At 67.8% G+C, this 24,536-nt stretch carries 23 protein-coding genes and 1 tRNA gene; 10 read left to right on the top strand and 14 right to left on the bottom strand.

Features of this window, described 5'->3' with window-relative positions:
• Complete coding sequence (gene phhA, locus LG306_RS07705) at positions 1-876, top strand: phenylalanine 4-monooxygenase (protein WP_404419499.1); 876 nt, start codon at positions 1-3, stop codon at positions 874-876.
• 4 nt (positions 877-880) lie between these two features.
• On the opposite strand, the gene astB is transcribed toward phhA, so the two are convergent.
• Genes astB through LG306_RS07725 form a run of 4 tightly spaced genes read right to left on the bottom strand, consistent with a single transcriptional unit; the run spans position 881 to position 5,883 of the window.
• A complete protein-coding gene (astB, locus tag LG306_RS07710) occupies positions 881-2,215 on the bottom strand; it encodes an N-succinylarginine dihydrolase (RefSeq protein WP_404419501.1) in 1,335 nt (444 codons plus the stop codon).
• Positions 2,212-3,627: a succinylglutamate-semialdehyde dehydrogenase gene (astD, locus tag LG306_RS07715; protein WP_404419503.1), complete on the bottom strand. Its 1,416-nt coding sequence runs from the start codon at positions 3,625-3,627 to the stop codon at positions 2,212-2,214. Before astD ends, astB begins: the two co-directional genes overlap by 4 nt.
• Positions 3,624-4,631, bottom strand: a complete 1,008-nt coding sequence (locus LG306_RS07720) for an arginine N-succinyltransferase (protein WP_404419504.1) — start codon at positions 4,629-4,631, stop codon at positions 3,624-3,626. The genes astD and LG306_RS07720 overlap by 4 nt, the downstream gene beginning before the upstream one ends.
• A gap of 1 nt (position 4,632) precedes the next feature.
• Positions 4,633-5,883 carry a hydrolase gene (locus LG306_RS07725; protein WP_404419506.1) on the bottom strand — a complete coding sequence of 417 codons (1,251 nt, stop codon included), beginning with the start codon at positions 5,881-5,883 and terminating at the stop codon, positions 4,633-4,635.
• 97 nt (positions 5,884-5,980) lie between these two features.
• Here LG306_RS07725 and LG306_RS07730 point away from each other — a divergent pair, with 97 nt between their 5' ends.
• Both LG306_RS07730 and arsC read left to right on the top strand, forming a co-directional pair.
• Positions 5,981-6,523 carry a hypothetical protein gene (locus tag LG306_RS07730; protein WP_404419508.1) on the top strand — a complete coding sequence of 181 codons (543 nt, stop codon included), beginning with the start codon at positions 5,981-5,983 and terminating at the stop codon, positions 6,521-6,523.
• A complete protein-coding gene (gene arsC / locus LG306_RS07735) occupies positions 6,523-6,864 on the top strand; it encodes an arsenate reductase (glutaredoxin) (protein WP_295197728.1) in 342 nt (113 codons plus the stop codon). The genes LG306_RS07730 and arsC overlap by 1 nt, the downstream gene beginning before the upstream one ends.
• A 21-nt stretch (positions 6,865-6,885) precedes the next feature.
• Here the strand turns inward: arsC and LG306_RS07740 are convergent, their stop codons facing one another.
• From LG306_RS07740 to LG306_RS07755, 4 genes are all read right to left on the bottom strand, one after another.
• On the bottom strand, positions 6,886-11,124 hold the full coding sequence (locus tag LG306_RS07740) for a translocation/assembly module TamB domain-containing protein (protein WP_404419510.1): 4,239 nt from the start codon (positions 11,122-11,124) through the stop codon (positions 6,886-6,888).
• A complete protein-coding gene (locus LG306_RS07745) occupies positions 11,121-12,911 on the bottom strand; it encodes an autotransporter assembly complex family protein (RefSeq protein WP_404419512.1) in 1,791 nt (596 codons plus the stop codon). The genes LG306_RS07740 and LG306_RS07745 overlap by 4 nt, the downstream gene beginning before the upstream one ends.
• A 44-nt stretch (positions 12,912-12,955) precedes the next feature.
• The gene (locus LG306_RS07750; protein WP_404419514.1) at positions 12,956-13,222 is read right to left on the bottom strand and encodes a hypothetical protein; all 267 of its coding nucleotides are present in this window, start codon (positions 13,220-13,222) and stop codon (positions 12,956-12,958) included.
• Between the two features lie 74 nt (positions 13,223-13,296).
• Complete coding sequence (locus tag LG306_RS07755; RefSeq protein WP_404419515.1) at positions 13,297-14,385, bottom strand: CaiB/BaiF CoA transferase family protein; 1,089 nt, start codon at positions 14,383-14,385, stop codon at positions 13,297-13,299.
• A gap of 88 nt (positions 14,386-14,473) precedes the next feature.
• On the opposite strand from LG306_RS07755, the gene LG306_RS07760 reads away from it, so the two are divergent.
• Together LG306_RS07760 and LG306_RS07765 are read left to right on the top strand one after the other, a co-directional pair.
• Positions 14,474-14,550 (top strand) — tRNA-Lys (locus LG306_RS07760).
• 65 nt (positions 14,551-14,615) lie between these two features.
• Positions 14,616-15,173, top strand: a complete 558-nt coding sequence (locus tag LG306_RS07765) for a hypothetical protein (protein ID WP_404419517.1) — start codon at positions 14,616-14,618, stop codon at positions 15,171-15,173.
• 3 nt (positions 15,174-15,176) lie between these two features.
• Here the strand turns inward: LG306_RS07765 and tgt are convergent, their stop codons facing one another.
• Genes tgt through LG306_RS07780 form a run of 3 tightly spaced genes read right to left on the bottom strand, consistent with a single transcriptional unit; the run spans position 15,177 to position 17,586 of the window.
• Positions 15,177-16,289 carry a tRNA guanosine(34) transglycosylase Tgt gene (gene tgt / locus LG306_RS07770; protein WP_404419518.1) on the bottom strand — a complete coding sequence of 371 codons (1,113 nt, stop codon included), beginning with the start codon at positions 16,287-16,289 and terminating at the stop codon, positions 15,177-15,179.
• Entirely contained in the window at positions 16,290-16,796 is a 507-nt protein-coding gene (locus LG306_RS07775; protein ID WP_404419520.1) for a hypothetical protein, read from the bottom strand.
• Between the two features lie 31 nt (positions 16,797-16,827).
• Entirely contained in the window at positions 16,828-17,586 is a 759-nt protein-coding gene (locus LG306_RS07780) for a tRNA1(Val) (adenine(37)-N6)-methyltransferase (RefSeq protein ID WP_404419522.1), read from the bottom strand.
• Between the two features lie 198 nt (positions 17,587-17,784).
• Here LG306_RS07780 and LG306_RS07785 point away from each other — a divergent pair, with 198 nt between their 5' ends.
• The 3 genes from LG306_RS07785 (at position 17,785) to LG306_RS07795 (ending at position 20,133) form a co-directional block, all read left to right on the top strand.
• Positions 17,785-18,726: a polyprenyl synthetase family protein gene (locus LG306_RS07785; RefSeq protein WP_404419677.1), complete on the top strand. Its 942-nt coding sequence runs from the start codon at positions 17,785-17,787 to the stop codon at positions 18,724-18,726.
• The gene (locus LG306_RS07790; protein WP_404419524.1) at positions 18,723-19,358 is read left to right on the top strand and encodes a squalene/phytoene synthase family protein; all 636 of its coding nucleotides are present in this window, start codon (positions 18,723-18,725) and stop codon (positions 19,356-19,358) included. The genes LG306_RS07785 and LG306_RS07790 overlap by 4 nt, the downstream gene beginning before the upstream one ends.
• Before the next feature lie 79 nt (positions 19,359-19,437).
• Positions 19,438-20,133, top strand: a complete 696-nt coding sequence (locus tag LG306_RS07795) for a VIT family protein (protein WP_404419526.1) — start codon at positions 19,438-19,440, stop codon at positions 20,131-20,133.
• Here LG306_RS07795 and trmFO read toward each other — a convergent pair.
• Positions 20,130-21,527 carry a methylenetetrahydrofolate--tRNA-(uracil(54)-C(5))-methyltransferase (FADH(2)-oxidizing) TrmFO gene (gene trmFO / locus LG306_RS07800; RefSeq protein WP_404419528.1) on the bottom strand — a complete coding sequence of 466 codons (1,398 nt, stop codon included), beginning with the start codon at positions 21,525-21,527 and terminating at the stop codon, positions 20,130-20,132. The genes LG306_RS07795 and trmFO overlap by 4 nt on opposite strands.
• A gap of 76 nt (positions 21,528-21,603) precedes the next feature.
• On the opposite strand from trmFO, the gene LG306_RS07805 reads away from it, so the two are divergent.
• On the top strand, positions 21,604-22,371 hold the full coding sequence (locus tag LG306_RS07805; RefSeq protein ID WP_404419531.1) for a hypothetical protein: 768 nt from the start codon (positions 21,604-21,606) through the stop codon (positions 22,369-22,371).
• A 94-nt stretch (positions 22,372-22,465) separates the two neighbouring features.
• On the top strand, positions 22,466-23,053 hold the full coding sequence (locus LG306_RS07810; RefSeq protein WP_404419533.1) for a hypothetical protein: 588 nt from the start codon (positions 22,466-22,468) through the stop codon (positions 23,051-23,053).
• On the opposite strand, the gene LG306_RS07815 is transcribed toward LG306_RS07810, so the two are convergent.
• The gene (locus tag LG306_RS07815; protein ID WP_404419535.1) at positions 23,040-23,696 is read right to left on the bottom strand and encodes a 3-oxoacid CoA-transferase subunit B; all 657 of its coding nucleotides are present in this window, start codon (positions 23,694-23,696) and stop codon (positions 23,040-23,042) included. The genes LG306_RS07810 and LG306_RS07815 overlap by 14 nt on opposite strands.
• A gap of 2 nt (positions 23,697-23,698) precedes the next feature.
• Positions 23,699-24,424 (bottom strand): CoA transferase subunit A, encoded by a 726-nt coding sequence (locus LG306_RS07820; protein ID WP_404419537.1) that lies wholly within the window; start codon positions 24,422-24,424, stop codon positions 23,699-23,701.
• Positions 24,425-24,536: the final 112 nt, after the last annotated feature.

Genomic DNA, 24,536 nt, shown 5'->3' on the forward strand with positions numbered 1-24,536 from the left:
ATGTCCGACTTCGAACACGTCTTCGAAAAGCTGCCCGAGGGCGCGGCCGCCGACTGGACCATTCCCCAGAACTGGGCCGCCTATACCGAAGTCGAGCACCAGACCTGGGACACGCTTTACGCCCGGCAGATGAAGATCCTGCCCGGTCGCGCCTGCGACGCCTTCATGAGGGGACTGGACGCGCTGGATTTGAACGCCGGCGGCATTCCCGACTTCGACGTGATCAATCCCAAACTTCAGGTCCTAACGGGCTGGACGGTTGTCTGCGTGCCGGGTCTGGTCCCGGACGAGGTCTTCTTCGACCATCTGGCCAATCGCCGCTTCGTCTCGGGCCAGTTTATCAGGAAGCCGGACCAGCTGGACTACCTCCAGGAACCGGACATCTTCCACGACGTCTTCGGCCATGTGCCCATGCTGACCGACCCCGATTTCGCCGCCTATATGGAGGCCTATGGCAAGGGCGGGCAGAGGGCGGCGGGTCTGGGCATGCTGCCCAACCTGGCGCGGCTTTACTGGTACACGGTCGAGTTCGGCCTGATGAAGGAGGCGGGGGCCTTGCGCATCTACGGCGCCGGCATCGTCTCCTCGGCGACCGAGAGCGTCTTTGCTCTGGATGACCCATCGCCCAACCGCCTGGGGTTCGATCTGGAGCGGGTGATGCGGACCCTGTACCGGATCGATGACTTCCAGCAGGTCTATTTCGTCATCGACAGCCTGGAAGCTCTGAAGGACGAGACGCTCAAGGACTTCGGGCCTGTCTATGCGGCGCTGAAAGGCAAGGACGACCTCGCCATCGAAACCGTCCTGCCGACCGACCAGGTTTTCACTCGCGGCACCCAGGCCTATGCCCAACGCGGTGGGCGGTTCGCGGCCTGATCGATCAGCGCTGGAACGGGTAGAAGTCGCCGCCCAGTCCCAAGATCGTCGTCAGTTCGTCCAGCGCGCCCCGGCTCTCGGTGAGCAGGTCGGGGTCGGCCAGATCGGCGGGGCGCAGTTCATCGCGGTACCAGCGCCCGGCCCAGTCCGACAGACGTGCATGCAGATCGTCGGTCAGGCGCATGGCCGGGTTGGTCGCCGTTAGTTCGGCCTCGGTCAGCACGACACGCAGGCGCAGGCAGGCCGGTCCGCCGCCGTTGCGCATCGACTGGCGCACGTCGACATACTGCACCCGGCCGATCGGACCGTTGGAGGCGGCCAGCGCTTGCGCCACCGCATGGCTGCGCGGGTTGTCGCGGGTCTCGGTCGGACAGATCAGGGTCAGGCGATCCTCGCCCGGAACCTGGATCAGCATGGAGTTGAAAAGATAGGAGCTGATCGCGTCGGCCAGCGGCAGGTCGGCGGACGAGACCTCGACGAAGATCGGCTCGAACAGACCATCGGCCGCGCGGCGAATGGCGGCCTGGGTTGCGGCCGTGTCCTCGAACGCCAGCTCGTGGAAGAACAGGGTGTCCAGCGCCCCGACGCAGACCACGTCGTTGTGGAAGGTGCCGCCCGCGATGGCGGCGCGGGATTGCTGGGCCAGGACCGGCCGTCCGGCTTCGTGGCGGCGCACGATGGCTTGCGACGCTTCGCGCGTTTGGCGAGCGGGGAAGGGGCCGTCCCAAGGCTCGAACGCCTCGCGACCCCAGACCAGCAGATTGACGCCGCGACCGCCATGCTCGGCGCACAGGCGAACGTGGTTTGCGGCGCCTTCGTCGGCCAGATGCGCGACCGCGGGCAGGGCGTCGTGGACGGCGAACCGGCTGGCGTCAGGAAACAGAGCGTCCAGGGCGCGCTTGGTCTGCCGGTGCTCTAGGCTGCGGTGCAGATTGGTGTGCAGATTGGCCGGCGTGAAATGCACTCGGCCGTCGGCGGCGTCGGCGCTGGGCGTCACGGTTGCGGCGTTGGCGGCCCACATGGGCGAGGCCGAACAGGCGGCGGCGGCGAACGAGGGCGCGCTCCGCCAGGCCCGCTCCAGGACCTGGGCGTCCGAGCCGGCGAAACCCAGGGTCCGCAGGAAGGGAATGTTCGGTCGCTCATGCGGCGGCAGGACGAACTGGGGCAGGCCCAGGTCCGCCAAGGTCTTCATCTTGTCGAGGCCCTGAAGGACGGCCGCGCGGGGATTGGACGCCTCGCCCTTGTTCAGGCTGGACGCCAGATTGCCGGGCGATAGACCGGCGTAGGAATGGGTCGGCCCGATCAGACCGTCGGCGTTGGCCTCGACAGCGCTGATCATCGCAATCCCTTGATCTCGCCTTCGATGTTGGCGACGGCGTCGGCCTCGAAACTGGCGACCGGATAGGCGCAATAGTCGGCGGCGTAATAGGCGCTGGGCCGGTGGTTGCCGCTGGCCCCCAACCCGCCGAAGGGCATGTCGCCGGCGGCGCCCGTCGTCGGCCGGTTGAAGTTGACCACGCCGGCGCGGATGCGGCGGATGAAGTGGTCCCACTTCTTCGGATCATCGCTGACCAGACCGGCGGACAGGCCGTAGCGGGTCGCGTTCGCCGCCTGGATCGCCGCGTCGAACGACCCGACGCGCGTCACCGACAGGAAGGGAGCGAACATCTCTTCGTCCGGCACGTCGATCCCGGTCACGTCGATAATGGCCGGCTTGACGAAGGCGCCGGGCAGATTGGCGACCGGTCCAGAGGCGCGGATGACTTTGGCCCCGCTGTTGATCCTGTCCTGCAACGCCTTCAGCGCCGCCTCGGCCGCACGCGCCGAGATCAGCGGCCCGGCATAGGGTTCGGGATCGCTGTCCCACGGGCCGAAGATCAGCCGGTCGGACAGGGCGGCGATGGCTTCGATGATCGCATCGCCTTGCGGTCCTTCCGGCACGATCAGGCGACGCGCGCACGAGCAACGCTGGCCGGTGGTGATGAAGGCGGATTGAACCGCGATGCCCGCGACGGCCTCTGCATCCGCCGCATCCCAAACGACCAGCGGGTTATTGCCGCCCAGCTCCAGCGCCAGGATGACGTGGGGATCGTCGGCGAACTTCCTGCGGAAATGCGCGCCCGCCGCGCCCGAGCCGGTGAACATCAGGGCGTCGATGCCGGCGTCCAGCAGGGCCGCGCCCGTCTCGCGCCCGCCCTGGACCACATTGACCACGCCGGTGGGCAGATCGGCGGCGGCGAAGGCTTCGGCCATCACCTGACCGACCAGGGGCGTTTCTTCCGAGGGCTTGAAGACGACCGTGTCGCCCGCCAGCAGGGCCGGGACGATATGGCCGTTCGGAAGATGGCCGGGGAAGTTGAACGGGCCAAGCACCGCCGCGACGCCGTGCGGATGGTGCCGCAGGGTCGCGCGGCCGAACGCCGTGTCGCTGGTCCGTTCGCCGGTGCGCTCGTCATAGGCGCGGATCGAGATGTCCACCTTGCCGATCATGGCCGCGGCCTCGGTCTTGGTCTCCCAAAGCGGCTTGCCGGTCTCGCGCGCGATGGCCTCGGCGATCTGGGGCGCGCGGTCTTTCAGGACGGCTTGATAGCGCTTCACCGCGTCGATCCGGTCGGCGCGCGGCGCATCGGCCCAGGCGGGGAAGGCGGTGCGGGCGGCGTCGACGGCGGCCTGGACTTGGGCCGGGCTGGCGGCCTCGCCCTCCCAGTTGGTCGCTTCGGTGGCGGGATCGGTTGAGGTGAAACGGGTCATGACTTTACTCGCACAGTGTCTCCGCTGCGCACCTTGAGCGCGGCGGCGGTTTCGGCGGTCAGGCGAACGGCGTCGCCATCGATGTCGGCCTTGGCGCGAACGGCGCGGAAGGCGGCGACGCTGTCGGTCGAGATCAGGGCCGGCAACTCGGCCTCTACCCCTCCGACGACCTGGACCGTCAGACGCCGGGCGTCGCGCACGGTCCGGATATTGTCGCGGCCGCAGGCGACGGTCGGACCGGCGTCGAAGATGTCGACCAGACCATTGGGCCGGAAGCCCTCGCTTTCCAGCAGGGCCATGGCCGGCACGCCTTGCGGATGGACCTTGCCGATCACCGCACGGGCCGGTTCAGGCAGCAGTTCGACATAGATCGGGTGCCGCGGCGCCAGGTCCAGGATGAACTGCTTGTCCGTCGACCCGGTCATTCGATCGGCGTGGTCGAACTCCATCGGGAAGAACTTGTGCGCCACATGGTCCCAGAACGGGCAGGCGCCGTCGGGCGTGAAGACGCCGCGCAACTCGGCCAGAACATTGTCGGCGAACAGCTCGGGCTGGGCGCCGATCAGCATATATCGCGACTGGCTGAGCAGACGGCCCGCGCCGCCCTTTCGCCGATCCGCCTTGAGGAACAAGGACCCGACCTCGGTCCAACCCGTGCATTCATTGACCAGAACCAGGGTCTGGTGATCCAGCTTCACCCCCAGCGAGGGCGACTGGACGGTGTTGTTGACGACGCGGAACGAGAAGAAGGGTCGCTTCAGCCCCACCGTCGCCTTGACCGAGCCGACGCCGTCGATGTCCCCCGTGTCGCCGTCTTCCAGCATCAGGGTGTACCAGGCCTCTTGCCAGGGCACGCGACCTTCGAAGCTCGCCTGGCTCAGCTCCAGCCGATCGGCCAGGGCGTCGGGGTCTTCAGGCAGGCTGGTGAAGCCGGGGCCGGACAGGATGGCCAGTTCCAGCAGATGATCGAGATCGGCGGGGCCGGCGGGACGGACGACGAGCATTCTACAGGGTTTCCATCCGCAGGGATTTCAGTTTGGCGGCGTCGATTTCACCTGACGCGATCTTGCACAGGATCAGGGCGCTGAGCTGCGCGCGTTCGACGAAGCTGTCGGGCCAGGCGAACTCCTGATCCGAATGGATGTCGCCGCCGCGGACGCCCAGGGTGTCGATATTGGGCAGGCCAGCGGCGTGCAGGTTGTTGCCCTCGCACACTCCGCCCGACGGTTTCCAGGCGATGGGTTGGCCCAACAGGGCGCCCGCTTCCTTCACCGCTTCGAACAGGGCGGTCTGGGCGGCGTCCATCGGTTTGGGCGCGCGGGTGAAGCCGCCGTGCAGATCCAGCGTCAGGCCCTCGAACGGCGGTGTCGCGGCGATGGCCCGCACGGATGCGTCGATCCAGTCGGCCGCCGCCTTGTCCGGCACCCGGACGTTGAACCGCACCACGGCGTTGTCGGCGACGACGTTCAACGCGCCCCCGCCCGAAATCTTGGCGACGTTGACGGTGACGCCCTCGTGCTGACCGTTCAGTCCGTGCAGGGCGGCGGCGATGATGGCGGCCCCGGCCACAGCATTGCGGCCTTCGTCGAAGGCGCGGCCGGCGTGGGCGGCGCGACCCGTCACGATCAGATGATAGTTGCCGCTGCCCTTTCGCGCGCCGGCCAGCGTGCCGTCCGCCAGCGCTGGCTCGTAGGTCAGGCCGACATGGCCGCGCGCGCCCAGTTCGGACAGCAGCGGGGCTGAAGCAGGTGAGCCGATTTCTTCGTCGGGGCTCAGCAGCACCGTCCACCCGACGCCGTGTTTGTCTGGATGGGTTTCGAACGCCTCCAGCGCGGCCAGAAGCACGCTGATTCCGCCCTTCATGTCGGCGACGCCCGGCCCGTTCAGGGCGCCGTCGGCGCGCGTGGTCACGGTCTGGAACCGGCTGTCGGCGGGGAAGACGGTGTCATAGTGGCCGGTCAGCACGACCTGGATTGGGGCCTCCGGCCGGGCGGTGATCTTCAGCGCGTCGGCATGGGCCTCGGTCCGCACCGACCCGTCGTCGGCGACGGTGGTCGAACCTTGTGTCGGGAGGCGTTCGACACTGGCGGGCAGCGCGCCCGCCGCCGCTTCCAGAACATCCAGCACAGCATTCAGCCCGGCGGCGTTGCGGCTGCCGGAGTTGATGTTCGCCCAGTCGATGGTGCGGCCGATGATCGTCTCGCGTCGCGCGGCGACGTGGTCGAGGACGGCCTGGTCCGAGGTCAGAATCCGCATCGGCCGGACCCTAGACGCCTCGACCCCAAAGGTGAAGGTCGGGGCCTGTAAGTCATCGCCGATCACCGCTAGGTTCCGGCGCGAACAGGGCCGCAAAATGACACGCAAGACGATCGACCTCTGGCTCCGCGCCATGAACCCGCTGAAGCTGCCGCGCGGCATGGCCGAGGCTCAGCGTTCGGCGCGGTCGATGGTGATCGGGCTGGTCATCGCCCTGATCGTCGGCCTGATCCCGACCTGGTGGATGTTCACCTCGGGCTGGTTCGAGACGGCGATGAGCGCGGAATACGCCAAGATGGGTCTGTCGGCGGATCAGGCTGCGATTCAACGCGAGTTCATGAAGGTCATGTGGCCATACTTGATCGCCTCGAGCGCCATCTTCTCCGTCCTGCTCTACAGCGTCTTGGCGGTGGTGCAGTGGCGCACGATGACGCGCGCCATACCGATCATCATGCTGGCGCTTATCGCCTACAGCGTGGTGGCCAATCTTGGGATGCGGCTGCTGGGGACCCTGCCGTCGCCGGACCTGCCGCTGTGGATCAACCTGACGACCTGGCCGGCCATGATCGTGTCGGGCGTGATCTATGTCGCGTCGCTGCAGGGCGCCATGCTGCTGCATCGTCTGAAGCAGGAGGCGTGATGTCGGTCGTCCTCTACCACAATCCGAAATGCAGCACGTCGCGCAACTCCTTGGCTCTGTTGCGCGAGCGCGGTGTCGAGCCGACGGTTGTCGAATATCTGAAGACCGGATGGGATCGCGAGACGCTGGAGCGACTGGCGTCCAGAACCGGCCTCGGTCTGTCCGGCCTGCTCCGAAAAAAGGAAGCTGACGCCAAGGCGCTGCTGGACGCCGGCGCAGATGACGAAGCCATCCTGGCCGCAGCGATCGCTCAGCCGATCCTGATCGAACGTCCGATTGTCGAAACCGATAAGGGCGCCGTCATCGGCCGACCCGTGGAGCGGGTGCTGGAGGTCCTCTAGCGACCGATCCGACGGGGCGGCCTAGCGGTTCCGGCCGCCCCGGTTCGGACGACGGTCGCCCGCCTCGCGGCTTTCGTGACGCCAGCGGATCGACAGGCTGGTCTGGCCCTGGCCGCCGAACTGCGAGGCGATGGCGACGTTGCGCCGAGGCTGCCATTCGACCTTGACCGCCGCACCGTTCTGACCGCCGCCGATGACCTCCAGATAGACGTCGTCGGTGATGTAGCGACCGCCCGCAACGGTGACCGCAGACGCGTCGCCGCCGAACGACAGCCGGTCCAGACCCGCCAGTTCGCGCAGGTTGCCGATCACGTCGAACCCGCCGCCGCCCGCCAGAGCCGCGACCCCGGCCGCCAGCTGCGCCGCCTCGAAGGCCGACAGCTGGGACGCGGACCGTCCGAACAGCACCTGCGACAGGATTTCGTCCTGGGGCAGGGACGGGGTGGAGGTCAGGGCGATCTTGGGTTCTGCGGCCGTTCCCGTGACGTTGATCGATGCGGTCAGGGCCGCGTCCTCACGCGTCGCCGCCAGGTTTAGACGAATCTGCTTGGGATCGGTCGACAGGGTGACGCGTCCGGTGTCGTCGAACACAAACCGCTTGCCCGCGAACTCATAATCGCCGCGCACAACATTGGCCGTGCCGGTCAGTTGCGGCTGGGCGATGGTGCCGCGCACCCGGGCGTTCACGTCCAGGATCACGTTCAGGCCGCGACCATTGACCCGCACCTTGCCGCCGCTGGAACGCAGGAGGATGTCCATGCCGATCTGCGGGCCGCGCGCCTTCTGCTCGGTCTCCTCCGGATCGCCGCCGGGACGATTGATCTCGACCACATCCATCGAGACGATGCCGGTGGCGCCGGGCAGTTCCGGCTCAATCTTGGCCTCGTCGATGTCGATGCGGCCGCCCAACTGGATATTGCCGTCGGCGCCGCGCACGATGGTGACCGGGCCCGAGGCGCGCGCCTCGGCGATATCGTTGTCGATGACCCGGAAGCGGTTCAGCATCAGTTGCGCGTTCGATCCGGAGCCTTGGCGCAGGCCGATGCGGCCCTGGCCGGAAACCGTGCCGCCCTTGCCGTCGTTGGCCGTGAAGGTCTCGATCTGGGCGGCTGTGTCGTCGAACCGGGTCCGAAGCGTTAAGTCGCTGAGCACCAGACCGACCGCATTCTCGCGATAGGAGCCTTGGCTCAGATCGAACCGGCCGTTCAGACGCGGTGCGTTCAGCGTCCCGCCGATCGTCGCCTGACCCGCCACCTGACCCGCCAGGCTGCGGTCGCCGCCGAGGAACAGGTCCCAGATCGGCTGGATCTGACCGTTGATCGACACCCGGCCCGACATCTCGCGCGTCCGGGCGATGGCGAGGCGCAGCGGCGCCGCCGAGGCCTCGACCGGCAGGACAACGTCGGCTGAGGCCTGAACCGCGCCCTCGTCGACCGCCGTCGCCTTGATGCTCAGCCGGTCGCCCGCCAGGGTCGCGTCCACGCGCCCATCGACGGCCAGGCCGCGCGGCGCATCTATGCTGCGCACGTTCTGGAGCGCAATATTGGCCGTGCCCGACAGATCGCTGCCGGCGCCGCGCATGGCGACCTGACCCGTCACGCTGCCGCGCAGTTCGGGCGAGATGGAGCCCAGATCGACCCGCGTCAGGTCGGCCTGGATCGCGGCGCCGCGTGCATCCTGGCGCAGGTCGGCCAGCAGCACGCCGCCGCCCACGCCCAGATCCAGATGCGCCGTGCGGGTAGCCCCGTTCAGTGTGATCGAGGCGGGACTGCGGGTCGTGAAGGCCACCTCGCGCACCCGGCCGCCGCCGCGAAGCGTCAGACCGTGGGTCGTGTTCTGCCGGGAATAGACGCCCGTGCCGTTGAACTGGGCCGGGTTTGGGCCGCCCACGTCCAGCGCCAGGGTGAACGGCAGGTTGTTCAGCGTGCCGCGTCCGTCCAGATCCAGATTGCGAATGATCCAGTTCTGACCCGCCAGCCGGACGTTGCGACCGCTGACGTCCAGAATGGCGCTGTCCGATCCGCCGCCGTCGGTCAGCCGCACCCTTCCGTTGGCTTCGCCCGAAGCCAGGAAGGCCCCGGCCCGCGCCGAGAAGGTCAGGTCCGCGCTGGAGGGAATGCTGTCGGACAGGGCGATGGCGCCCCTGGCCGTCACGCCGCCGGCGTCCACGTCCAGATCGCTCAATCGTATGCGCTTGCCGCCCAGGAAGAAGTTGCCCGAGGCGCGCGCCGGCCCATAGTTCGAACCGCTGACCACCGAAATCCGGCCGTCCGAAGCATCCGCGCCCTTGCGGAAGCTCAGCGTCAGATCGGCGTTGTTCAGCGTCAGGGCGCCGGCCGTGACCTGCTGGAAGCCGGCGGTCAGATCGACGCGCGGCTGGGCCAGTGTGCCGGTCAGGGCGCCGCGTCCATTCATGTCGCCGCCGATCTCGACCGGCCCGGCCGCGAACGGGCCGCGCGCGTTCCAGTCCAGCGCCAGCCTCAGCTTACCAGCTGTTTCGATAATGCCCTTGGCCCCGGCGCGCCCGGCCGCGCCGGTCAGTTCGCCGCGCTCGACCTCGATGCGTCCGCGGTTCAGCTTGCCGGCCAGTTGCAGGCGCGGCGTCTTGCCGAGCAGGCGATCCAGCTCGTCCAGACCCACCGTCAGATTGCGGCCCCGTCCGTCGAAGTTCAGCACCCACGGCGCGCCGGCCCGCGCCGACGAGGCCCGGATCGGGCCGCCGAAGGCGCCGCGCGCGTCGGGCAGCACCCGTCTGGCGTCGGTCAACTGCGCCTCGCCGCGGAAGTTCATCCCGCCCAGCAGATTGCGTGAGCCCGAGCCGTTCAGCGTCAGGCCCTGGCCCTGCAGATCAACCTTGGTCAGCAGGATGGCGCCGTCCTTCATCCGCGCCGCCTTCATCTGCACGCGCGGGGCCGGCCCCAGGAGGCCGCCGATGATGCCTTCGCCTGATCCGCCGTTGGCGCGAATGTCGCCGTCCAGATCGATGCGGCCGTTCTTAACCGCGACGTTCAGCGGTCCGGCGATGCGCGTGGCGCGATAGCTGGCGACATTGGCGTTCAGCAGGGTGACCTGGCCGTCCAGCGTCCAGGTCTGGGCGTCGCCCTTGAACAGGCCGGAATAGGCCGCTGGTCCCGCCACATCGGACCCGACAAGCCGGCTCAGCGAGGCCGTCTGAATATTCAGACTGATTCCGTCGGGCGAACTGCGGTCGGAGTTGCGGATCAGGCCGCGCGCCTCGGACTGAACGTTGTCGGAAATCAGCTTCCACGCCACGCCCTGGCTGGCCTTGTCCGGCGTGGGCACCATGGCGAAGCCGAACCGCGCAGTGCGGCCGATCTTGGTGATGAAGGGCGCCAGCAGGTCCGAGTTGCTGAAGTCGGCGAAGCCCGCAACGCGCGAGCCATTGTCGCCGAAATGGCCCTGGACAATCAGGGGGACGAACTGTCCCGTCTGGACCCGCGCATTGACGACATCGGCGTTCAGAACCGCAACCGCCGAGAAGGGCTGATCCGGCGAATAGCCCAAGGCCCCGGCCAGAGGTCCACCCTGAGCCTCGTTGGCGCGCAGGTTCAGGCGCGTGTCTTCCAGCTTGCCGCCGAAGGTCGCCGCCAGACGCAGGAAGTCGCCGGGCCGGTTCAGGCTGTCGGCGTTGACCGTCGCGCTCTTGGCGCCGTTGCGCGGCAGGCTGGCGTCGCCCGACAGGCTCCAACGGCCGTATTCCTTGGAGAAGCCTTCCATCAGTTCGATGTTGGCCGCGAACTTGTCGATGCGGACCGAGATGGGCTGCGGGCTGGGCGGCTCGCCAGTCGGCGGGTCGATCACGGGGCGGCGCAGGACGCGAATGGTCTCGGCCTTAATGTCGTTCGCATGGAAGCTGCGGCTCAGCAGGGCCACATAGGACCAGTCCATGCTGAGGCTGTTCGCCTCCAGCCAGATGCCCTGGCTGTCGGCCAGGGTGATGCGGTCGATGGTGAAATCGCTGAGCAGATCGCCCTTCAGCCCATAGACTTTCAGCCGGCCGTAGCGGCTGATCTTCAGGTCCTGAAGCCGTTGCAAGACCATGTCGCGACCGCCGTCAGAGGCGATGTAGTAGCGGCCGCCGACCAGGGCGGCGGCGATCAGCACCAGCAGTCCGGCCAGCACCGCGCCAACGCCCAGAGCGATGCGTCTGACCAGCCCGCGACGCGGCTTTGCGGGCCGCGCGGCCTTGGCCGGCGCGGTCGTGTTTTCAGGCGTGGCTTCGGGCGGTGTATCGGTCAAAACGCCTGCCCGATGCTGATGTAGATCTGAAAGGCGGAGTCGCCCTCGCGCTTGTTGAGCGGCATGGCGACATCCGCCCGGATCGGCCCGAACGGCAGCATGTAGCGCACGCCCACGCCCGCGCCGTAGCGCATGTTGGTCAGATTCGGCGTCTCCTGGAAACCCACGGAGCCGGCATCGACGAAGGCGACGGCCTGGAAGCTCTGACCGATCGATTGGCGCACCTCGAACGAGGTTTCGAACAGAGACAGACCCCCGCGCGGCGTACCATCCGGCAGCTGCGGATTGACGCCCTGATAGGAATATCCCCGCACTGAACCGCCACCCCCGGCGTAGAACAGACGGTCGGCCGGCACGTTCAGCTCGCTGCCGCCGACGATGGAGCCGATCTTCATCCGTCCGGCCAGGATGGTGCGATCACCCGCGACGGGGAAGTAGGCGGTGCCTTGCGTCTCGGTGCGCAGGAACAGGATGTTGCTATCCCCCGTCACCGCCGTCGGCTGCACCGCCAGATTGACGCGCCAGCCCTTGGTCGGGTTCAGCGGGTCGTTGGAGCGGTCGATGTAGGCGCTGGTCCGCGCGGTGATGATCGCCAGATTGCGGTCGAAGGTCACGCGCTGGGGGGGCAGGGTGCTGAAGTCGTAGCGCGTCTCGCTGTAGCGCCCGGCGTCCAGCCCGATTCCGTAGTTGAAATAGGAGGTCTTGCCGATCCGCTGTTGCAGGTCTGCGTACAGCACAAGGGCGGTGCGCAGATAGGCGTCGGTGTCCTCGTTGACCACAGCCGCGCCCAGCTTCAACGTCCGGCCGGGCCGGCGCCAGTGGGGAAGGGACAGGTCAGCGCCGATCCGGCTGTCGATGTCGGCCAGCCGCGCCTCCAGCCTCAGCGTGTCGGCGCGGCCGAAGCGGTTGTAGTGCGTCTGGATCACGTCCACGCCCGCGCCCTCCGCCGTCGACCAGGTGGCGCCGGCCTCCAGCACGCGACGGGGGCGGTCCTGCAGACTGACAACCACGGGGCGATGACCGTCGGCGGTGATCTGATCCAGCGGCGACAGCGCGACGCTGACGCCGTCATAGACGCCGGTGTCCAGCAGCCGGCGTTCCAGCTCCGCGACCATCTCGGGATCGTAACGATCCCCCTCGTTCCACGGCGCCAGGCCCGCGACCCAGGCGGGATTGGTGCGGCCCTGGCTTGTCAGACGCACGCCGTCCAGACGCACCAGGGCGCCGGAGGCGATGCGATACTCCGGGGCGACGGTGAAGGTCGCGTGATCCACCACGACACGGCGCGGGTTGGCCTTGGCGTCGGCATAGCCGTCACGCACCAGCGCCGCCACGGCCCGACCTTCGCCGGATATGACGTCCGCCGCCCGCCCCGGATCGCCCGCCTTCAGTGCAATGGCTTCCTTGGCCTTGTCCGCCGCTTCGACCTCAGGCGCGGGGTCGGCCCACTGGATGGTCGGATCGGTCAGCAGGAAACGGCGACCCGGTTCGACCGAGACCACCGCGATCGGCGTCTCCTCGCCTTCGACGATGTCTTCGACGACCGGTTGGTAGTAGCCTTCGGACCGCAGCAGGGCGGTCGCCGAGGTCACGGCGCTCTCGGCGCGACGACGCGCCTCGAATCGGCTGGCCGGCGCGCCGTCCACCTCGCCCACGGCCCGCTCCAGCGCCCGCCGCAGATCGCCGTCCATGTCGCCCCGGATCTGCGCGCGGGGTTCCGCCGCCGCTGCATGGGCGCAGGCCGAAAACGCCGCGAGGGCGACCAGCAGGGTAGGCCTGAACGTCAAACTCGATCTTTCGTCAAAAGGACGCCCCCCGGCATACCTGTTCGTCAGTAGAACAGCGTCTCGCTTTCGGGCTGGACCGACTGTTCCGACGTGCGTTCCTCAGGCGGAAGCGTCGTCGACGGCGGAGGCGTGGGCGTCGGATCCTGAACCTCTGGCGCGGGCGGGGGAGTTTCTTCCTTGACCGGCGGGGGCGCCGTCTCGACCGGCATTTCGCGATAGTCGTCGTCCGAGCGTGACGGACGGTCATCGCAGGCCGAGAGCGCGAGCATGCTCGCAGCGGCGGCGGCCAAAACAAAAATCGAGCGTGTCATGAAAGTCCCCGGGTCTTAGCTGGCGGAACGCCTGTCGCGCTAAGCTGTTCCCTTAACGCCGAAAATTGCGTCGGTCATCCGGCGTGATCGGACCATTTTGTGACCATTTGCTCCAACGTCAGTTCGGACCTAGGGGCGGGCGCAGCAACGACGCCGTCGAAGCGGGGCGCGGGTTGCGGCAGGCCGCTGTCGAATGTTCCACGCGCCTGATTGTGCGGATGATCCGGCGCCTCGGCCAGGCTCAGCACGGGGGTGACGCAAGCTTCCGTCCCGGCGAAATGGGCGCTCCAGTCGTCACGGTCTCGGCTTGCGAACAGGGCCGCGAGGCGCGTCTGCAGGGCTGGCCAGGCGGCGATGTCGTATTGAACCGCATCAGCCGGATCAATCTCCAGGCCGGCCAGCAGCGCGGCGTAGAAACGCGGCTCCAGCGCCGCCACCGCCACGAACCCGCCGTCGCGACAGGCGTAGCAGCGATAGAAGGGCGCGCCCCCGTCCAGCAGGTTGGATTCACGCCGGTCGCTCCACAGTCCCCGACCTCGCAATGCCTGGAACAGACCGCCCAGCAGGGCCGCCCCGTCCGTCATGGCGGCGTCCACCACGGGTCCCTTGCCCGTCGTCCTGGCCTCCACCAGCGCGGCCAGCACCCCGACCACCAGCAGCATGGCCCCGCCGCCGTAATCTCCGACCAGATTCAACGGCGGGGAGGGCGGACGATCCGCCTCGCCCATGGCGTGCAGCACCCCGGAAAGGCCGATGTAGTTCAGATCATGCCCGACCGCGTTCGCCAGTGGCCCCGTCTGGCCCCATCCCGTCACGCGCCCAAACACCAGCGCGGGCTTTCGCGCTTGGACAACGTCGGGACCATAGCCCAGCCGCTCCATGACGCCGGGTCGAAAACCTTCGATCATCGCGTCGGCCCCATCGATCAGCCGCAGGATGCGCTCGCGATCGGCCGGTGATTTCAGATCGACCGGAACGGCCGCACGTCCCCGGTGAAGCACCTCGCCTCCGACCTCGTCGAAGACCGCGGGTCCGGCCGAGGCGTCGCGCGTCAGCCGCACGACCTCCGCCCCCAGGTCCGCCAGCATCATTCCGGCGAAGGTGACCGGCCCCAAGCCGTCGAATTCGATGATGCGGACGCCATTTAACGGTTTCATGCCCAATGAGTAGCAGACCGGGTCTTGACCGGAAGGCCGGATTACAACAGAAGGCGCCCTTCGACGGTTCGGGCCAGCCCGGACGTCGCGCGGTGCGTCCTTAGCTCAGTTGGTTAGAGCATCTGACTTTTAATCAGAGGGTCCTCGGTTCGAGCCCGAGAGGACGTACCATTTCTCCCCTGCGGACTTCGCAAGGGCGCCTTTGATCCGCCGTTCGGGCGTGGTCTAAAGTCAGAATGAAGCATTACAGTCTGTACGGTCCCACGACCGCGATCCTGCTGATCGCGACGCTGAGCGGCTGCAACGCAGGTCGTTCGGCTGTCAGCGGCGCCGAACAGGTCGGGGCGGGGTTTGCGGCGGCGGCGACGGCGCCGCTGGAAGACTTCAACCTGCGTCGTCAGATGATCCCGACGGTGCTGCTTCAGGCCGAAGCCAATCCCTACGACCTGCGCAATCTGAGTCAGTGCACGACCATCGGCGCAGAAGTCGCACGGTTGGACGAAGCGCTGGGACCCGATACGGACGAACCGCCGCGTCAGGACGGCTCCTATCTCAGCGAGCGGGCGGCGGATGCTGCGGCCAAGGCGGCGCTGAACGCCATTCGCGACACGACGACCGACTTTATTCCCGGCCGAAACTGGATCCGTCGACTGAGCGGCGCCGAACAGCACTCAAAGCACGTTCAGTCGGCCATCCAGTCAGGCCGAATGCGCCGCGCCTTCCTGAAAGGCATGGGCATGCAGCGGAACTGCGCGCCGCCGGCGGCGCCCAGCTGGTTCAGACCGCACCCTTAGGCGTCAGCCGTTCGACGTGTGGCGGGCGTGAAAGTCGCGCCTGAACTGCCCGAACCGACCCTCGGAAATCGCCGCACGCATGGCCGCCGTCAGCGCCTGATAAAAGGCGATGTTGTGCCAGCTCAGCAGCACCTTCCCAAGGATTTCGTCGGCGCGGATCAGGTGGTGCAGATAGGCCTTCGAATACGACGATGACGGGCCGTCGATGGTCGGGTCCAGCGGGTCCTGATCCTCGGCGAAGCGGGCGTTCTTCAGGTTCAGCGGGCCTTCCCAGGTCCAGGCCTGGCCGTGACGGCCGGCGCGGGTCGGCAGGACGCAGTCGAACATGTCCACGCCGCGATACACCGCCTCGACCAGGTCGACCGGCTTGCCCACGCCCATCAGATAGCGCGGACGGTCGGCCGGCAGCATTTCGGGCGCATAGTCCAGCACCTCGCACATGGCTTGGTGGCCTTCGCCGACCGCCAAGCCGCCGATGGCGTAGCCGTCGAAGCCGATTTCTTGCAGTTGCTCCGATGACTGACGGCGCAAGTCCTCGAAGGTCGACCCCTGCTGGATGCCGAACAGGGCCTGGTTTTCACGCTCGCCGAACCGGGCCTTGGACCGCGCGCCCCAGCGGATCGACAGCTCCATCGCCTTTCTGGCCGCATCCTTCTCGGCCGGATAGGCGACGCACTGGTCCAGCTGCATCGAGATGTCGGCGCCGATCCGGTCGGCCTGGATTTCGATCGACCGCTCGGGCGTCAGGACGTGTTTGAAGCCGTCGATGTGGCTGGAGAAGGTCACGGCCTCCTCCTTGACCTTGGAGATGCCGGCCAGGGACATGACCTGGAATCCGCCGCTGTCGGTCAGGATCGGCTTGTCCCAGCCCATGAACTTGTGAAGCCCGCCCAGACGCTCCATCCGCTCGGGCCCAGGGCGCAGCATCAGGTGATAGGTGTTGCCCAGCAGGATGTCGGCGCCGGTCGCCTTGACCTGATCCACCGTCATCGCCTTGACCGTGGCGGCGGTGCCGACCGGCATGAAGGCGGGGGTGCGGATGTCGCCTCGCGCGGTCTTCAGCACCCCGGTGCGGGCGCGGCCCTCGGTGGCGGAAATCTGGAAGGGGAAAGGCATTCAGGCGATCAGTCGTTCAAGCTGTTCGACGCGCGCCAGATCCTTGGGGCGGCCGAACAGGCGATAAAGGGCGATGTGGTCCCGGATGTCCGGAACGAACAGGGGCGTGTCCTCGACGAAGACGCGGCGACGCGAGCCGAAGGCGACCGGGGTCCAGTCGCCGCCGTCGCGGGTCTCCAGATCGGCCATGACCTCGACCAGGATCGGCTGATCCGGCGCGCGCCCGAAGACGGCGGAGCGGAACAGACCTTCGCCCGGATCGGGTATCACCACGCCGCCCAGCGCGCCCAGCAAGTTGCGCGCATCGCGCGGCGCGCACAGCACGTCGATATCGGGCACATGGATGTCGGTCAGGCCATAGAGCGCCATCGCCGCCCCGCCGAAGATCCACCACGGCTCGCGCAGGTCGCGCGCGGCCTCGCCGACGGCGATCAGGCCGTCTTGAAGGTCATGCGGAAGGTCGTCGGGTGACACGGGGGCGGGCTCGATTTCGTCAGGAGGCGGCATTTAGGCGTTCCGGTCGCGATTGACCACCCGATCACCATTCCAGCGACGCCTCACCGCGCAGGATGGCTTCGGCCTGGGAGGTGTGCTTGCCGCCCTCGCGGTCGTGCAGGATCAGCGGCGGCAGCAGACGCAGCGGCGCGCGCCCGGTCTTTATGGCGTGCACCAGCACCCGCTTGGCCGGCTCGTCCGCGAAGGGATGAATGGGCCGCACGGCGAACGACCCCGCCTTTTCGCCCAACAGGCCCAGCAGATCGGCCAGTCGGTCGGCCCGGTGCACGATGACGATGCGCCCGCCTTCCTTCACCGCCTTCAGCAGGAAATCGGTCCACGCCTTCAGCCCGTCGTCGGCCATCCAGGCGCCCCGCTTGCCTTCGGCCGGGGCGCGCAACGCCGTGGCGTCATCGAAGAAGGGGGGATTGGATATGGCCCAGTCGGCCGGCTCCAAGCCGAGGGCCCGAAACCCGGCCGCCACGTCGCCCTGACGAATCATAGCTGATCCAGCTGCGCCGTTCAGCGTCGCATTCTCGGTCGCCAGCGCCGCCATCACCGGATCGCGCTCCACGCCCGTCAGGGTCACGCCGGGCCGTCGCGCCGCGATCTGCATCAGGACCGCGCCCGCCCCGCAGCCCGCCTCGATCACGCTCTGGCCCGCCTCGACCGGGACCGCCGCCGCCAGCAAAGCCGCGTCCATCCCGGCGCGATAGCCGCGCGCGGGTTGACGCAAGCGCACCCGGCCGTTCAACAGGCCGTTCTCGACGATCGTCGTCGGCAGGGTTTCGGCCGGCTCCAAGCCTCAATCTCCTTGACCCTCAAGGGGTCGAACATCATTGTGCGCCGCAACTCGCGGGGGCAAGTCGGCCCGGCCGCAAAAAGCCATTCCCGCGGCCCGCCGCGCCAGTGAAAGAGTATTCGTTTGGACGTCGCCATCGCCGCCGCTCACCGCCCGAAGGGGGACGTCAACGCCCTTGTCCGGCTGGCTGAGGTCGATATGGCGGCCGTGGACGCCCTGATCCTGGATCGGATGCAGTCGGATGTGCCGATCATCCCGAAACTGGCCGAACATCTGGTTTCGGCGGGTGGAAAGCGTCTGCGCCCCCTGATGACCGTCGCCGCGGCGCGCGCCGTGGGCGCGACGGACGACATCGTCGCACCGCGCAAACTGGCGGCTGCGGTCGAGTTCATCCACACCGCCACCCTGTTGCATGACGACATCGTCGATGCGTCGGAGCTGCGTCGCGGCAAGGTCGCGGCCCACCTGATCTGGGGCGCGCCCACCAGTGTTCTGGTCGGCGACTTTCTGTTCGCACGCGCCTTCGAACTGATGGTCGAAACCGATTCGATGCGGGCCCTGGGCATTCTGGCCGAGGCCTCGCGCGTGATCTCGGAAGGGGAGGTGCTGCAGCTGACCCGCGCCCACGATCTGAATCTGGACCAGGCCACCTATCTGCAGATCATCTCGGCCAAGACCGCCGAACTGTTCGCCGCCGCCGCCGAGGCGGGCGCGGTGGGCGCCGGCGCCGATCCGGCCGCGATCAAGGCTCTGCGCGATTACGGCATGGCGCTCGGCATCGCCTTCCAACTGGCGGACGACGCGCTGGACTACGGCGCGACGGCCGAGGCCTTGGGCAAGAACGCCGGCGACGATTTCAACGAGGGCAAGGCGACCCTGCCGCTGCTTCTGGCGGTCGCCCGCACGCGCGGTCGCGAGGAAGCCTTCTGGGAACGCACCGTGACAAAGGGCGAGCGGACGCCCGAAGACTTCACCCGCGCCCGCGAACTGATCATCGGCTCGGGCGCCATCGGCGCGACCCTGGATCTAGCCGGCGACTATGCCGATCAGGCCAAGGCGGCCCTGTCGGTCCTGCCGTCCAGCGACTGGCACGCCGCGCTGGAAGACCTGGCCGATTTCGCGGTGTCGCGCGCCGCTTGACCGAGACTGCGGATACGCTCGACCAACAGGTCCGCACCGCCGACCTCGACCGCTGGCTGTCCAGTCGCCTGGTCGCGGATGAACGCGTCCGCGCTGACCTGATCACGCTGTACGCTTTCGAAGCCGAGCTGATGAGCATCCCCACGCGCGTGACCCAACCGCTCCTGGCCGAGATGCGCTACACCTGGTGGGCGGAACAGATGGACGGCGTCTTCGCCGGCGTGCCGCGCAAGGGCCATCCGGTGCTGGAGGCCCTGACCGATCTTGTCGCGCGTCACGGCCTGGATCGCGCGCCGTTCGACGCCCTGATCGACGCCCACATCGGCCGGGTGCGCGAACAGCCGCACGATCTGGACGCCTTCTACGTCAGCCCGATGCAGGTCGGTGTGCGGATACTGGCGGGCGAAGGCCATGATGCAGCCGTGGCGCCCGTCGGCCGGGTCTGGGGATTGGCGCAGACCGGTCGGGCGAAGGAGGCGTCGTCCCTGAAGCGAGCAGCCAATGCCGCGTTGAAGTCGCTGCCGCCCGAGGGATTCCCCGCTGTCGCCCACGCCGCCCTGACCGATCACGACCGGCCCGAACCGCTTAAGCGGCTCAGGCTGATCGCGGCGTCCCTCGTCGGACGCATCTGAAGTCCGCGCGGCTTCAGATCGCGCTTGCGCCGGCCGCCGATAGGGGCTGCTGTGGCGACGAATAGCGTGGAGATCCGCCGTGTCGCGAACCCATTTGGAACGTCATCTGATCGCCCGTATCGGATGGCTGAGAGCCGCTGTCCTGGGCGCCAACGACGGCCTCCTTTCCACCTCCAGCCTGATCGTCGGCGTGGCCGCGTCCGGAGCCCCGAAAACGGCGGTTCTGGTGTCGGGCGTGGCGGGTCTGGTCGCGGGCGCCATGTCCATGGCGGCCGGTGAATATGTGTCGGTCAGCTCTCAGTCGGACACCGAAAAAGCCGACCTGGCCCGGGAAGCCGCCGAACTGGCCGCCGCGCCCGAGGCTGAACGGGATGAACTGGCGGCGATCTATGTCGAACGGGGTGTTCAGCCGGAAACGGCGCGGGCTGTCGCTGAACAGCTGATGGCGCACGATTCGCTCGGTGCGCATGCGCGCGACGAATTGGGCATCTCCAGCTTCACGACGGCGCGGCCGGTCCAGGCGGCGTTGACGTCCGCCGCCACCTTCGCCGCGGGCGCGGCCTTGCCCCTGGCGACGGTCGCCCTTGCCCCGACCGGCGGGCTGTTGATCTGGGTCGCGGCCAGCGCCGTCGCTGGTTTGATCGCGCTGGGGGCCTTGGGCGCCCGGGCGGGCGGGGCCGACATCGGCCGGTCGGTGGTTCGCGTCGTCTTCTGGGGCGTGCTGGCCATGGCGGTCACGGCCGTGATCGGACGGGTGTTCGGGACGGTGGTCTAGGCCGCCGCGTCGCGCCAGGCCTTCAGGCTTTCCATCGCCCGGAGGCTCATCAGGCGCTTTTTGGCCCGGCCGCGTTCCTTCAGCGGAATCTTGACGCCGGCCTCGTCGACCTTGGGCGCTTCCAGCGGCGGCAACAGGCCGTAGTTGATGTTCATCGGCTGGAACTTCGATCCTGCCAGATGTCCGCCGGTGATGTGCTCGACCAGGGCGCCCATGGCGGTCTCGGGCGGCGGCGGGGCCAGGTCACGACCCAGCGCCTGGGCGGCGGCAAGGCGGCCGGTCAGCAGGCCCATGGCGGCGCTTTCGACATAGCCCTCTACCCCTGTCACCTGACCCGCGAAACGCAGGCGCGGCATGGCCTTCAGTCGCAGCTGCTTGTCCAGCAGCTGCGGGCTGTTCAGATAGGTGTTGCGGTGCAGACCGCCCAGACGCGCGAACTGGGCGTTCTGGAGGCCGGGGATCATGCGGAAGACCTCGGCCTGCGCCCCGTGCTTCAGCTTGGTCTGGAAGCCGACCATGTTGAACAGGGTGCCCAGCGCATTGTCCTGGCGCAGCTGGACGATGGCGTAGGCCTTGACCAGCGGATCGCGCGGATTGGTCAGGCCAACGGGTTTCATCGGGCCGTGACGCAGGGTCTCGCGACCGCGCTCGGCCATGACCTCGATGGGCAGGCAGCCGTCGAAATAGGGGACGTGCTCCCAGTCCTTGAACTCGGCCTTGGGGCCGCTCAGCAGGGCGTCGATGAAGGCCTCGTACTGGGCTTTGTCCATCGGGCAGTTGACGTAGGCGGCGGCGTCGCCGCCCGGTCCTTCCTTGTCATAGCGCGACTGGCGCCAGGCGATGTCGAAGTCGATCGAGTCGGCGTGAACGATGGGGGCGATGGCGTCGAAGAAGCTCAAGGACTCCTCGCCGGTCGCCTTCAGGATGGCGTCGGCCAGGGCAGGTGAGGTCAGGGGGCCGGTGGCGACGATGACATTGTCCCACTCTTGCGGAGGCAGGCCCGCGATCTCTTCGCGCACGATGGTGACCAGGGGGTGGGCGGTCAGTTTGGTGGTCACCGCCTGGGAGAAGGCGTCGCGGTCCACGGCAAGGGCGCCGCCGGCCGGCACCTGGTTGATGTCGCCGCAGGCCATGATGACCGAATCCAGCGCCCGCATCTCGGCGTGCAGGAGGCCGACCGCGTTGAACTGCCAGTCGTCCGAGCGGAAGGAGTTGGAGCAGACCAGCTCGGCCAGGCCGTCGGTGTGGTGGGCGTCGGTCTTGACGCCAGGCACGCCGCGCATTTCGTGCAGGATGACGGGCACGCCGGCCTGGGCGATCTGCCAGGCGGCCTCGGAGCCGGCCAGGCCGCCGCCGATGACGTGGATGGGGGAAGGAGAGGTGGAAGCGCTCATCGCGGCCTTCTAGCGGGCGGGTGGCGCGGTGTCATGGCCCCCTGCTATATCCGCCGCCGGTCATCGGGGGCGTAGATTGAGCGAGCATCGGATTTTGCGGTTGGGCGAGACGCTGTCGGCGGCGGCCCGCGCCCTGCCTCGCCTGTGGCGCGGGGCTTGCGGCGCGATCGTGCTGGCGGCCGTGGTCTGGAGCCTCAATCGGCTGGCGGCTGGGCCAGCGGGCCTGGTCTGGGCGGCATGCGCTCTGGCCTCGACCCTGGTGCTGGCGGGCGCGCTGGGGCGGATCGCCATCACGGACGATCTGGCAGCGGCGCGGCGGCTGGGCCTGGGGCCGGTCGGGTTGCAGTTCGGACGACCGGAGGTGCGGCTGCTGGGCGCGGGCCTGCTGTGCGCCATCTTTCTCGCCATGATCCTGTCGGTCGTGGCCCTGGTCCTGTTGGCCGTGTTCGGCATGGCCGAGTTGAACGCCCAGGCCATCGAGATGCGCCAGTGGAGCGCGGTGGGGCCGGCGTGGAAGCTGATCCTGCTGGCGGTCGTCACGGCCTTCGCCCTGTTCGCCGTCATCGCCTTCGCGGTGCGCCTGTCCCTGTTCGCGCCGGCGACGGTCGGGCGCGGGCAGATGGTGTCGCTGCAGAGCATGAGCATCGCGCGCGGCGGCTTCTTGCCCCTGCTGGTCGGGCTTGTCGTTACGGCCGCGCCGAAGATCGCTCTGGTGTTGTTGTGGGGCGCGGGGCTGCTGTCGTGCACGGCCGGCTGGATCGTCTTCGTCGTCGTGCTGACAGGCTTGCAGGCTCCGCTGACGATGGCTTTTGTTGGCGCCGCCTATCGCCGGTTAGACGCTTAGGCTCATCGGCGCTGCCCAATCGACCTTCGGCCATTAGCGCGATCTTCTCAATCATTGCCGCTTGACGGATCTGAGGCGATGCAGGCTAGCTGGCTTGCAACTGGAGATCATCATGCTACTGGCCGCCTTGATGGCAGGGTTCCTCATGCAGGACGCCCAGCCGGCATATCCCGCCACACCTCAACAGTTCGAAGGTCGGCGGTCTGGCTTTGTGCAAGGCACGCTCAATGTCGCCATAGGTGAGCGGGCGACGCTGCGTCGGAACGCGAATGGAACCTACGACCTGATCAAGGTCGACCGCATCGATATTGGCGATGTCCTGCCGCCTGCCGAGGGTTCACGCGGCCCGCTGAATGAGGCGGCGCCCGGAACGATCAGGTTGGGACTGCATGCGCGCCGGGATGTGGGTTCGGTGCTGAAGGTCGAGAATAGTCAGGGCGAGGGCCTGAAGTATTCCGGCTTCATCGTCAGATATGTGGGCGGGCAGGCACGGGGGCCTGCCGAAACCTCAGTCTGCACCGTGCCCGCGGGGATGGTCAGCTACGAACGTTGGAACGAGCCCGTCATCCAGATCGTGGTCGGCGGATTGCAGACTTCGGCAGACGCCGTGCCGACGTGCCCTCCTCACGTCGAGCAATCATCGGGCACGTCGTCATCGCCGCCATCGGTCAGGCCTTCGTGAGCTCCTCAGAAACCGAATAGGCCGCCTCGGTCTTGGCGGCGACTTCGTCGAGGGTGACGCCGTCGGCCAATTCGATCAGTTCGAGACCCGTGCCGTCCGGCTTGACGTCGAAGGTGGCCAAGTCGGTGATGATGCGGCTGACGACGCCGGTGCCGGTTAGGGGCAGACTACATTCCTTCAAGACCTTGGACTGGCCGTGCTTGTTGGCGTGTTCCATGACCACGACCACGCGCTTGACGCCCGCGACCAGATCCATGGCGCCGCCCATGCCCTTCACCAGCTTGCCGGGGATCATCCAGTTGGCGATGTCGCCGTTCTGGGCCACTTCCATGGCGCCCAGGATCGACAGGTTGATATGGCCGCCGCGGATCATGGCGAAACTGTCGACGCTGGAGAAGTAGGACGACTCCGGGATCTCGGTGATCGTCTGCTTGCCGGCGTTGATCAGGTCGGGGTCCTCGTCGCCTTCATAGGGGAAGGGCCCCATGCCCAGCATGCCGTTCTCGGATTGCAGGGTCACGGTCATGCCGGCGGGGATGTAGTTGGCGACCAGGGTCGGGATGCCGATGCCCAGGTTCACGTAGAAGCCGTCCTGCAGTTCCTGTGCGGCGCGTTCGGCGAGTTGTTCGCGGGTGCGGGGCATGATCAGACCTCCGATCCGGCGGCGGCGCCGGCGGCACGTTGACGGACGGTGCGCTGTTCGATGCGCTTTTCGGACACGGTCTGGACCAGGCGGTCGACATAGACGCCCGGCGTGTGGATGTGGTCGGGATCCAGCGCGCCGACGGGGACGATCTCCTCGACCTCGACGACCGTGACCTTGCCGGCCGTGGCCATCATCGGGTTGAAGTTGCGGGCGGTCTTGCGGAACACCAGGTTGCCGCGCTCGTCGGCCTTCCAGGCCTTGACGATGGACAGGTCGGCGACCAGGCCTGTCTCCATGACGTAGTCGCGGCCGTTGAAGTTGCGGACTTCCTTGCCATCGGCGACCAGGGTGCCGACGCCGGTGGCGGTAAAGAAGGCCGGGATGCCCGCGCCCCCGGCGCGGATGCGCTCGGCGAGGGTGCCTTGTGGATTGAACTCAAGCTCAAGCTCGCCGGCGAGATACTGGCGCTCGAACTCCTTGTTCTCACCGACGTAAGAACTGATCATCTTGGCGATCTGGCGGGTGCCCAAGAGCTGGCCCAGGCCGAAGCCGTCGACACCGGCGTTGTTGGAGATGACCGTCAGGCCCTTGACCCCGCTGTCGCGCAGGGCGGCGATCAGGTTCTCGGGGATGCCGCACAGGCCGAAGCCGCCGGACATGACCGTCATGCCGTCGAAGGTCAGCCCCTCCAGCGCGGACGTGACGTCAGCGTAGATCTTTCCCATCGCTCTCCCTTTTTTCACTGCCTGATGAATATCGGCTTTTGACCACGCCTAACGCGGGGGCGGGCGGGGGGCAAGACGCGGCGTCGATCCGACGCGGCGATTTCAGACAGTG

Origin of the sequence: Brevundimonas vesicularis (genome assembly GCF_044807075.1) — a bacterium.
Classification (GTDB): Bacteria; Pseudomonadota; Alphaproteobacteria; order Caulobacterales; family Caulobacteraceae; genus Brevundimonas; species Brevundimonas vesicularis_G.

Excerpts from the sequence above, each read along its gene's own strand:
- phhA (WP_404419499.1), top strand. The coding sequence starts at position 1 with ATGTCCGACTTCGAACACGTCTTCGAAAAGCTGCCCGAGGGCGCGGCC.
- astB (WP_404419501.1), bottom strand. The coding sequence starts at position 2,215 with ATGATCAGCGCTGTCGAGGCCAACGCCGACGGTCTGATCGGGCCGACC.
- astD (WP_404419503.1), bottom strand. The coding sequence starts at position 3,627 with ATGACCCGTTTCACCTCAACCGATCCCGCCACCGAAGCGACCAACTGG.
- LG306_RS07720 (WP_404419504.1), bottom strand. The coding sequence starts at position 4,631 with ATGCTCGTCGTCCGTCCCGCCGGCCCCGCCGATCTCGATCATCTGCTG.
- LG306_RS07725 (WP_404419506.1), bottom strand. The coding sequence starts at position 5,883 with ATGCGGATTCTGACCTCGGACCAGGCCGTCCTCGACCACGTCGCCGCG.
- LG306_RS07730 (WP_404419508.1), top strand. The coding sequence starts at position 5,981 with ATGACACGCAAGACGATCGACCTCTGGCTCCGCGCCATGAACCCGCTG.
- arsC (WP_295197728.1), top strand. The coding sequence starts at position 6,523 with ATGTCGGTCGTCCTCTACCACAATCCGAAATGCAGCACGTCGCGCAAC.
- LG306_RS07750 (WP_404419514.1), bottom strand. The coding sequence starts at position 13,222 with ATGACACGCTCGATTTTTGTTTTGGCCGCCGCCGCTGCGAGCATGCTC.
- LG306_RS07765 (WP_404419517.1), top strand. The coding sequence starts at position 14,616 with ATGAAGCATTACAGTCTGTACGGTCCCACGACCGCGATCCTGCTGATC.
- tgt (WP_404419518.1), bottom strand. The coding sequence starts at position 16,289 with ATGCCTTTCCCCTTCCAGATTTCCGCCACCGAGGGCCGCGCCCGCACC.
- LG306_RS07775 (WP_404419520.1), bottom strand. The coding sequence starts at position 16,796 with ATGCCGCCTCCTGACGAAATCGAGCCCGCCCCCGTGTCACCCGACGAC.
- LG306_RS07785 (WP_404419677.1), top strand. The coding sequence starts at position 17,785 with ATGGCGGCCGTGGACGCCCTGATCCTGGATCGGATGCAGTCGGATGTG.
- trmFO (WP_404419528.1), bottom strand. The coding sequence starts at position 21,527 with ATGAGCGCTTCCACCTCTCCTTCCCCCATCCACGTCATCGGCGGCGGC.
- LG306_RS07815 (WP_404419535.1), bottom strand. The coding sequence starts at position 23,696 with ATGCCCCGCACCCGCGAACAACTCGCCGAACGCGCCGCACAGGAACTG.
- LG306_RS07820 (WP_404419537.1), bottom strand. The coding sequence starts at position 24,424 with ATGGGAAAGATCTACGCTGACGTCACGTCCGCGCTGGAGGGGCTGACC.